Consider the following 9,383-nt stretch of genomic DNA (forward strand, 5'->3'; position numbering starts at 1 on the left):
GTTGGTTACTCGCTTTTCCCGGTTCCCTGAGTCTGTTTCTGCAACATGTCAGGTAGAGATATCCCATAGTTCGCTTGCCAGGCCGTGGTTTCCTCTTGTCCGGCTGGGGTGGCCGTCGTTTTTTGTTGGCGTTGTGCGAGCACGGCGTAATCGGGGCTGACCCCGGTGAGAATATCGTTGATGTTGTAATGTGTCTTGTCATGCAGGGAGGGTGCTTCCTGCAGGCGCAGTACCTTGACCCGTTCGAAGCCGTAGTATTCCGGCACGAAGGCCAACAGTGGCGGCGGCAGGGGGGTGTGGTGGGTCGGGTCCATGTAGAAGTTGCAGCTACCCACCGAGATGTTTTCGGGGTTGGGGGTTTCCATGATCAGAACGCCATCCGGCACCAGCACGCGCCGAGCCTGCTGGACGACATGGCGCAGCGCGTCGAAGGGGATATGTTCGACTACCTGCATCAGGCTGATGCTGATACGGCTGGCATCTGGTAACTGGCGTAGGTAAGCCAGCGCCTCGCCTTCTTTCACGTCCAGGTCGAGCTCCCGGTTGCCTTGCAGCATGCCGGTATCCTGGTCGATTCCCTCGGCCTCGATACCGGCATCTTTGAGAACTTCCAGCCATTCGCCCCGCCCGCAGCCCAGGTCGAGTGCCGGTACCCCGGGGTGTCGCTCGGCCACGGCGGCCACGAAGGGCAGGTAGACGCGAACGCGGCGCTTGATCTCCTCACGTGAGCCACGAAAGCGGTCCTCGAAAGCGCGGTAAAAGCCATCCTGTAATGGCGGGAGGTCTTCGGCTCTCTCTCTGTCGGTTCCGTCGGCTCCACCGGGCGGGGCGAGATGGGGCAAGTCCTTGCCGAGCGACTTGGCCTCCTGCCCGGCGCGGGCCCGCACCAGGGTGGCGGTATCAGTGTCGTTCAATGCGGCAAGTTGCATGCTGGCCGAGAAGTGCCGCGCGATGCCGCTTTCATCATCACGAAGAACTGCCATGCGCCCCAGGGTGTTGTAAACCCCGGCGGCCAGCAGGCGTGCCACGGCTTGCGGCGCCATGCCCCACTGGATGGCACGCCGCGCCCAGCTACGGGTGGCATCATGATCGGCCAATTGTTGGTGGGCGCTGGCCACCAGCAGCGCCAGGGGGGCTCGCTCGACGTCATGCGCAATCTGCTCGGCCGTCAGTTCGGCCAGATGCTGCCATTCCCCGAATAGCCATTGCGTACGGGCGCGCCCGAGCAGCGTTGATGCCTCGGAAGAACGCTTGGAAGTCGCGACATCGCGCTCTGATGAACGTTGCCTAGGCCTCCTATGGCGAGGCTGCGGCTGACGTTTACGCTTACGAGCCATGTCAGAAGTCCTTGCCGTGGGTCAGAATCTCGCGAACCAGGTCCAACTGCGCTTCGGCCTTGAGCATTTCCTGTTCCACCAGTTTTTGACGCTGCCATTGTTCCTGCTGCAGCTGCTGATGATGACGTTCGGCCTGTTGGCGGGCAGCCTGCAGTTCCTGGTGTAGGTGGTCGCGTTCTTCAGTCAATTGCACGCTTGCTTGGCGCGCTTCGTTCAGGGCTTCATGATTGATGTGGTTCTGGTGCAGAGCGTCTTCCCGCTGCCGGGTGAGTTCATTCACCTGATGCCGTGCTTCGTCGCGCTCTCGAGTCAGCGTCTCCCCTTTGTGCCACAGCTCATCGCGCTCTTGAGTGAGTGCTTCTCTCTGATGCTTCAGGGCATCTCGTTCCTGCAAGAGGCTTTCCAGCCGCGACGCCTGTTCGTCACGATCGCGAGTCAGCTCGGTAAGCTGCTGGAGGGCCTGTTGTTCGCTCTGCCTTGCCTGTTCCAGGGTATGCTCGGCTTCTTCCCTCGTCTGGATGTTGGCGTCACGTTCCTGAGTTCGGGTTTTTAGTTGTTGCTGGAGTTCGTCGCGCTCTTGGGTATGCGACTCCCGCTGTTGCTGCAAATGGTGCAGTTGGGTTGCCTGTTCTTCCTGGTGCGACTCCAGCACAGCCAGTCGCTGTGTGAGTCGCTGGTTCTCGGCGGCGTACCGGGAGTTTTCTGGTAATAGCGGATGCGGCGTGTAGTAGTGCGCGTTATCAGCCAGCCAGTCCAGTGTGAAGGGCGGCGTGACCGGACCGTGCAGTGCCGCGAGCGGTTCCGGCATAAACGCCTGGCGCCGAGGCGGTACCACGGCGATGCCGGAAAAATGCAGTAACTGGCGGCCCTGCGCCAGCGTCTGCAGCAGATCCCACGTCTGCGCTCCCAGGTCGATGACTAGCAGGGCATCGCAGGTGTCGGCGAGCGTCAGGGCCGCCAGGATATTGTCCATCAGTTCGCTGACGGCGATGCCCTCGCGCTCTTCACGCGCCAGGCAGCGTAGCCCGGGGTAAAGCCGTTGCACGGCCTCGTCAGGTTCATGCACGCCATTGAGCGAAGTCAGGTTGTAGTCATGAAAAATGGTGGACCGGGTCGCCGTATCGACCACGGCCAGTTCGGTGTGAACATTCGCCAGGCCTGCCGTTGCGTCTTCCAGCCGGGCCAACTGACTGCGAGACCCCTCCACCAGCCAGAGGGTATCAGCCATGTGGATGCAGGCCTCGAGGGATGGGCTGGCACCGGCTCCTAAATAAATCAGCACGGAATGACGCGGTGAGCCATCGTGATTATCCATGAGGGAACATTCCTTCTGGGCGGTGGGGCCGGGGGTCATGCTGACCGGGCGATATTGGCGCGCAGAATGCGCCGCATGTCGTCAGCCAGTCGGTACCATTGTGGCCAGTCACGTTCCGGTGAGTGCCCGTTTTTTTCCAGTTGCTGGAGAATGCTCGGCAGTTGCAGGATCAGTTCGCGCAGCAGCTGCCGATCCCGTTCCGGCAGTTTGTTCCACACTTCGCCGTCCATGGCTTCAGGCTGTGCGAAACGTAGCTCCAGTTTCTTGCCGAAATCATCCTGGCTTTCATCGAACCAGCCCGAGAGCAGTTGCTGTCGTTGCCAGGGAACTTCGAGCTTGGGGTGCTGGCCGAAGGCCTGTGGCGTCACGTTGGCGCAGGACAATCGGAACTGCCAATCCATGGGCTCGGACTTCGAAAATCGCGCCTGACGCAAGGTGATCCACAAGTGCTCATAATCTGGATTGATCTGCACGTGATGCAGGTCGGGCTTTGCGAAGGCCAGGCGCGGTGGTTGCTCGGCCAGCTGTTGTTGCAGCTTCGTCAGTGCTTGTTGCCACTGCTCCTTGCTGTCGGGTGCCGTGACGGCCTGGGCCAGGTGGCCCTGCAGTAGCTCGGGCAATACATTGGCGACCAGCCTCTGCTCTGGCAGCAGAAAATCCAGGCTGGGCTGATCTGCGGACTCCAGCTGCCAGGGGGTGCCGCTTTCCGGTGCCACCTCGATAACGAGCCCCCCGCGCTTGAGCGCTCCGGTGACAGCCAACGACACTTGTTCGTCACCGCCGATCAGCACGTTCTCGAAGCGCCATTCGACCTGCTCGGGGGTAGGGCGATTGACCTTGACGTTATCGGCTGCCAGCAACACCCCACCCCGCTGCTTCAGGGCAATTACCCGCTTTTGAAGCTCATCCCGAGTTGCCTGTTGCTGATGGCCTTGTCGTGTCTGTGCCTCCAGATCTTCCTGGGTTCGGTGCAGCGAAAATAGCAGTGCTTCGCACTCCTGTTTGAGACGTTCGGCTTCCCGTTCGGCCGCCTGAAGTTGAGATGACTGCTCTCCAGCGGCTTCGAGCTGTTGCCGAGCCATGTTGAGATCGGCCGATAACGTGTCGCGTTCCTTCTCCAGTGCTTGGCGGTGCTGGTCGGCCCGAGCCAGCTGCTCGTTCTCCTGGCGAGTATCCTCTAGCTTGCGGGAAAGTTCTGAGCGCTCATTGTCAAAAGATTGCTGCTGGGCCTGGCGCTGGCTCAGGCTTTGCTCCAGCTGCTCCTGCGTCTGGTGAAGTGTGATCAGGAGGCTCTCGCTTTCCCGGCGCAATGTGCCGAGCTCATCTTCGAGCGCTGCAATACGCGTGTTATCCCGGCGGCATTCCTCCAGCTTACCGATGAGGTCGGTGCGCTCATTGTCAAAGGCTTGCTGCTGGGCCTGCCGCTGGCTCAGGCTTTGCTCCAGCTGCTCCTGCGACTGTTGGAGCGTGATCAGCAGACTCTCGCTTTCCTGCCGCAATGTGCCGAGCTCATTTTCGAGCGCTGCAATGCGCGTGTTATCCCGGTGGTATTCCTCCAGCTTACCGATGAGGTCGGCGCGCTCATTGTCAAAGGCTTGCTGCTGGGCCTGGCGCTGGCTCAGACTTTGCTCCAGCTGCTCCTGCGACTGTTGGAGCGCGATCAACAGACCCTTTTTCTCTTGCTGCACCTGGGAAAGCTCGCTCTCGGCCAATGCCAGACGCTTGTTTAGCCCCCGATTTTCCGTGAGAAGTGTGGCCCGCTCCCGGTCTTCTTCCGTCAGTCGGGTCTCGAGCTGTTCAACGTCTGCTCTGGCTTGCGCCAAGCTTTTTTTCTGAGTCCGTTGATCTTGTTCTTCCTGATAAAGCTTGAGAAGCAGTGGCCATGGCGGGGCGCCGGTTCGCTCATCAGGCCATGTCTTCGCGCTAGATGGAGGTTCCCCCGAGCTCAATGGCTGCTGGGCCGCTTCCAGCTCTAGGCGGAGTGATTCCAGCCGTGTGGAATGTTGCACGATCCACGCACGAGCCCAATCGCGGGCCAGTTGGCTACTCAAGGAGTCGGCTGGCATATCGACGTCTATAGTGATGTCGGGTCGCTCAACAGGCAATTGCCATTGCATCTTTACCAACTCGATAAGCGCGAGGGGGGCCCGGGCAGCTTGGTCGGTATCCACCAGCACGCAACGATCTGGGTGAGACAGGTAAAATTTCAGCATGCGGACATGGATGGTACGCCACTGCTCGAGATAGGCATCTTCGCGATGTTGCTCGCTATCCCTCAGCATGGAGCGGGCCAGAAAGGCCTCGGGAGATTCACACACCAGAAGAAAGTGAATGCCCGGGTCAAGATCGGCCCAGAAGTCGAGCGCCCAAAGGCTTTCGGGATCGCTCCAGCCCCAAGCTTTATCCAGGAAGTTGGCAAACAGTAGCTCTTCTGCTGCCTTTTCCCATAACCGCCCTATTGGCTGTTCATGGCGTAGCATGGGCGAAACGCGGCGATGCCAGTCACGCAGGTCTATTGCAACGCCTTTCTGAAGGGCTTTGGCCGGTTCAAGGCCAGCCTGGTAAAGCGGCTTGGCAACGTGGGCGAGTTCCTGGCTCGACGCGCTGCCCGTGATGCAAAGGGTCTTCATTGGGCAAGCCCTTGGTTGTCCGTGTTGCAGTAAAGTGACGTTCAGCGCTGTGGTGCTCGGCCATAACCGTCCTCGAAACGGACGATATCGTCTTCACCGAGGTAGCTTCCGGATTGCACCTCGATGATATCGAGCGGCACCTTGCCGGGGTTTTCCAGACGGTGGACTTCGCCCATGGGAATAAAAGTCGATTCGTTTTCGCGTAGGAGGAAGCTGTTTTCACCGATGGTCACACGTGCCGTGCCACTGGCCACGATCCAGTGCTCGGCTCGGTGATAGTGCATCTGCAATGAGAGCTTTTCGCCGGGCTTGACGGTAATTCGCTTGACTTGGTGCCGATCGCCCAGGTCGATACCGCGGTAGCAGCCCCAGGGCCGATGCACCACGGTGTGCAGGTTGTGCTCGTCGCGCCCTTCACGCTTGAGCTGCTCGACCAGTTTCTTCACGTCCTGTGCCTGGTGGCGATTGGCCACGACCACGGCGTCGTCGGTCGCCACGATGATGAGGTCTTCCACGCCCGTGGTGGCGACCATGGCGTGATCGGCATGCACGTAACTGTTACGGGTCTCGTGCAGCAGTACATCGCCTCGGGTGACATTGCCGTTCTCGTCCTTGGCTTCAATCTCCCAGAGGGCCGACCAGGCGCCCAGGTCACTCCAGCCCATGTCCACCGGCACCACGGCCGCCTTGTCGGTACGCTCCATGATGGCGTAGTCGATGGAGTCCGCGGGTGAGGCGGCAAAGGCGTCGGCGTCCAGGCGGCAGAAGGTCATGTCCTGCTGGCTGTTGTCGAGTGCAGCATTGACCGACGCCAGCATCTCGGGCTGGTAGCGCGCCATCGCCTCTAGATAGGTGGCGGCGCTGAACAGGAAAATACCGCTGTTCCAGGCATAGTCCCCGGCCTCGAGATAGGCCTGCGCGGTGTCGCGATCCGGCTTTTCGACAAACCGCGTGACTCGATAGACCCCGGGTGCATTACCAGCCCAGGCCTCGCCGCGCTGGATGTAGCCGTACCCGGTCTCCGGAGCGTCCGGTGTGACCCCAAAGGTGACCAGCGCGCCCTCGTCGGCGGCCCGGGCCGCCACTTGCACGGCATCATGAAAGCTTGGTTCATCCAGGATGACGTGGTCGGAGGGCATCACCAGCATCAGGGCTTCCGGGTTGTACTGGCTGATTCGTGCTGCGGCCACAGCCACGGCCGGAGCAGTATTGCGGGCGGCGGGCTCGAGAATGATGTCGCTGGGCTGAATGGCCGCTTGGCGCAGCTGTTCGGCGACGATGAAGCGATGTTCTTCATTGCAGACCAGAAGCGGTGCGGTAAATTCCTCCCCTTGAGCGCGCCGAGCCGTTGCCTGCAGCATGGTTTCGCCGCCATCGCCATGTAAAGCCAGAAACTGTTTCGGGTAGCCGGCCCGCGACATGGGCCAAAGCCGGCTGCCGGAGCCTCCGGAAAGAATGACGGGGGTAATAGGGGCAGAATTCGCACTCATGAAAGCCGTTCCTTGAGAGTCATTGAACGTTACTGGACGGTTGTCGTGAACAAAGAAAGCGGCAAGCTGGCCAGTATTTCCCGGTAATACCGCCCCACAGCAACTGGGCTATAAGTGGCATCAACCAACTGCCGGCCCTGTGCGGCTAACTGGTGGCTCATTTCGGAATTCCTCTGTAATTGCTGCATCCACCAGGCGGCACTCTCAACATGTGGTTCCGCCCAGTATTGACCATTGCCAAAGGGATAGTCTTTTTCGCCGAGTGGGGTCAGGTGATGGTCCACGAGAGCGGCTGTGCCGGGGGTGGTGAAGTCCATGTTGCCGGAGTGCCCGGTGGTGATGACTGGTTTCCCCAGTTGCATGGATTCTGCGATACCACGACCGAACCCTTCGCTGCGATGAAGCGAAATGAAGCAGTCACAGGCGCGGTAGAGGTCCAGGACTTCGCCGCGACTCAGAGTTTCATTGATTATGTGTATGCGTCGGTCTCGAGCAGCTTTCTGATGCAACTGTTGCCAGAGAGGATTGTCGTCGGTAGCGCGCATGGCCTTGACCACCAACCCCACCGGTTCGTCGCCCTGCGGGAAAGCCTGCTGAAAGGCCGCTACGCAGGCCTGGGGGTTCTTGCGGGCAAGGCTTGATAGAAAGTCAAATGAAAATACGAACAGGAAATCTTTGCTGGGTAGGCCGAAATCGGCGCGAGACTTGTCCGCGGTCTCACTGGTCGTTACCGCCATCGGCATGTGTCGTAAGGGCTTGGGGCTCGAGCCTTGAAAAGCCTGGTAGGCAAAACGGCTCGAGGCCCACACTTCATCGACGAGGTCATAGGCATGCCGCCATTGACGGGGCCACTCTGGTAATTCCCATGGCCAGTAGCCGATGTTGTAGCGATGCTCAAATAGTTTGTGGCCTTCCACGGCGGCCAGGCGAGCAGTTTCTATGCCGGTGGTACAGAATAGGTTGATGGTATATGGCAGATGGTCGGACACATGTGCCTCGACGCTGCTGTCGTTCTGCGAGACTTCCCTGCCAGGCTCGACATTATAGATAGAGAAAGGAATGTTGGCCTCTAAACAGGCCTTGGCCGCCATCCGCACGTCTTCGCCAATGCCGAACTGACCACGCGCATAGCCGATAAGATTGAGACCAAAAGGCAAGCTTCCTGGCGCATTCCGGTTCATTGTGTTGGCGTGTGTGGACTGAATATTACCCGACACTAACTGGCGAAGCTCACGAAGTATGGGGTACTGTTCCTCTCCTTGATTGCGCGTCCACTGACGAAGTGACTCGGCTCCGGGGTCAGGGTATCGCTGCTGCAGTTGCCTGTCGCTATTCCAGATCAGTGCCAGGATGTTAGGCGTTCTCGGCATTCCTGTCGCAGCACTTAGCAACCAGTTAAGTTGGGCCGTGGTTAGAAGCGATGTCAGGCCGAGCTCCACGACACCCTGGATGAAATACCAGCGAATGAAAGCCCGTTGGCCTGATGGCGACTGGATGTCAAACGCATGTTGCAAGTCTGTACGCAGTGACCAGAGACCTTTCATGAAGCGCGTCAGAGTCGGTCTAACCTCGTTTATCGCTTCCGGAGCAGGTCCATTTAGGATCTCTTGCGGAACCTCTGGATGCAGCTCCGCCAGGCCCTGGTATTCGTGAACACCGCTGGTTACCAACCAGCATTTGAAGGTGTCAGGGTTATCAGCGGCCAGAGTCTGTAGGTCAGGTCGCGTGAGCCATATCGTTTTTATGACGTGATCTAGCCGGAGCCTTTGCCTAGTAGCCGTTTCATGCATTTGAGGATTCTACCGGTGTGCGACTGTTTTCTGGAAATGGTGAATCAGCTCGCGTGCTACGGCGGAGCCAATAAAGCTGGTACTGCTGGTAATCAGACCTTGTTTTTCATTTTGAGCCTCAAGCTGGCTGCCGTTATTTTCGCGCATAACCCCACAGGTTGTAGTGCGCATCGGCGGTCACGCGCACTTCGGCGAAGCCGGCCTCGCGCAGGACCTGGCCGAGCCGCTGCGTGTCGAAGCCGGTGCGGTGCGCCATGTAGTGGTTGCCCCTGGCAACGGACGCGCGATGCCCGTAGAGGATATCCAGCGGCGTGATGGGCCCGGCCGGGGAGTCGTAGAGCGTCTCGGTGAGCTTGCCCTGGGCGACCCACTGGGCAACCTGCTGAAGGTCCGGCAGGGTGATCAGCAGAAAGCCGCTGGGGCGGATGACCCGGTGCATCTCCGCAAGGGCGGTGGGCACGGCGTGGTCGTCCAGGTGTTCCAGGTTGTGCGAGGAGAAGACGGCGTCGACGCTCTCGCTTTCCACCGCGGAAAGGTCCGTGGTGTCGGCGAGGATGTCGGGCTCGACCTCGGGGTTGATGTCCAGGCGAATCTGCCGCCACCCGGGCTGGCGCAGGCATTCCGGCAGGCGTTCGGGGCCGGCGCTGCCGCAGCCGACGTTGAGAAAGGTCCTGGGGGCGCTGTCGTTCATGGCCGGCTGCAGGGCCTGCAGGTCGGCGGCGGTCATGGTCATGGGGAATCCTTGGCTACGGGCTACGGGCTACGGGCTACGGGCTACGGGCTACGGGCTACGGGCTACGGGCTACGGGCTACGGGCTACG

The 9,383-nt window shown here is 60.1% G+C and carries 6 protein-coding genes; all 6 read right to left on the reverse strand.

What is annotated here, in order from left to right:
• Positions 1-5: 5 nt before the first annotated feature.
• Complete coding sequence (locus tag G7A98_RS10965; protein ID WP_163649714.1) at positions 6-1,337, reverse strand: class I SAM-dependent methyltransferase; 1,332 nt, start codon at positions 1,335-1,337, stop codon at positions 6-8.
• Position 1,338: 1 nt separating this feature from the next.
• Positions 1,339-2,652: a hypothetical protein gene (locus G7A98_RS10970; RefSeq protein ID WP_163649715.1), complete on the reverse strand. Its 1,314-nt coding sequence runs from the start codon at positions 2,650-2,652 to the stop codon at positions 1,339-1,341.
• Positions 2,653-2,687: 35 nt separating this feature from the next.
• Positions 2,688-5,282: a hypothetical protein gene (locus G7A98_RS10975; protein ID WP_163649716.1), complete on the reverse strand. Its 2,595-nt coding sequence runs from the start codon at positions 5,280-5,282 to the stop codon at positions 2,688-2,690.
• A gap of 41 nt (positions 5,283-5,323) precedes the next feature.
• Positions 5,324-6,772, reverse strand: a complete 1,449-nt coding sequence (locus G7A98_RS10980; RefSeq protein WP_163649717.1) for a mannose-1-phosphate guanylyltransferase/mannose-6-phosphate isomerase — start codon at positions 6,770-6,772, stop codon at positions 5,324-5,326.
• Positions 6,773-6,801: 29 nt separating this feature from the next.
• A complete protein-coding gene (locus G7A98_RS10985) occupies positions 6,802-8,316 on the reverse strand; it encodes a glycosyltransferase family 4 protein (protein WP_163649718.1) in 1,515 nt (504 codons plus the stop codon).
• 379 nt (positions 8,317-8,695) lie between these two features.
• Entirely contained in the window at positions 8,696-9,295 is a 600-nt protein-coding gene (locus tag G7A98_RS10990; RefSeq protein ID WP_163649719.1) for a class I SAM-dependent methyltransferase, read from the reverse strand.
• Between the last annotated feature and the right edge of the window lie 88 nt (positions 9,296-9,383).

This window comes from Modicisalibacter sp. 'Wilcox' (assembly GCF_010993675.1).
Lineage (GTDB): Bacteria > Pseudomonadota > Gammaproteobacteria > Pseudomonadales > Halomonadaceae > Modicisalibacter > Modicisalibacter tunisiensis.

Bases quoted from the DNA above. Each gene is read 5' to 3' on its own strand.
- G7A98_RS10965 (WP_163649714.1), bottom strand. From the start codon at position 1,337: ATGGCTCGTAAGCGTAAACGTCAGCCGCAGCCTCGCCATAGGAGGCCT.
- G7A98_RS10970 (WP_163649715.1), bottom strand. From the start codon at position 2,652: ATGGATAATCACGATGGCTCACCGCGTCATTCCGTGCTGATTTATTTA.
- G7A98_RS10985 (WP_163649718.1), bottom strand. From the start codon at position 8,316: ATGAAAGGTCTCTGGTCACTGCGTACAGACTTGCAACATGCGTTTGAC.
- G7A98_RS10975 (WP_163649716.1), bottom strand. From the start codon at position 5,282: ATGAAGACCCTTTGCATCACGGGCAGCGCGTCGAGCCAGGAACTCGCC.
- G7A98_RS10980 (WP_163649717.1), bottom strand. From the start codon at position 6,772: ATGAGTGCGAATTCTGCCCCTATTACCCCCGTCATTCTTTCCGGAGGC.
- G7A98_RS10990 (WP_163649719.1), bottom strand. From the start codon at position 9,295: ATGACCATGACCGCCGCCGACCTGCAGGCCCTGCAGCCGGCCATGAAC.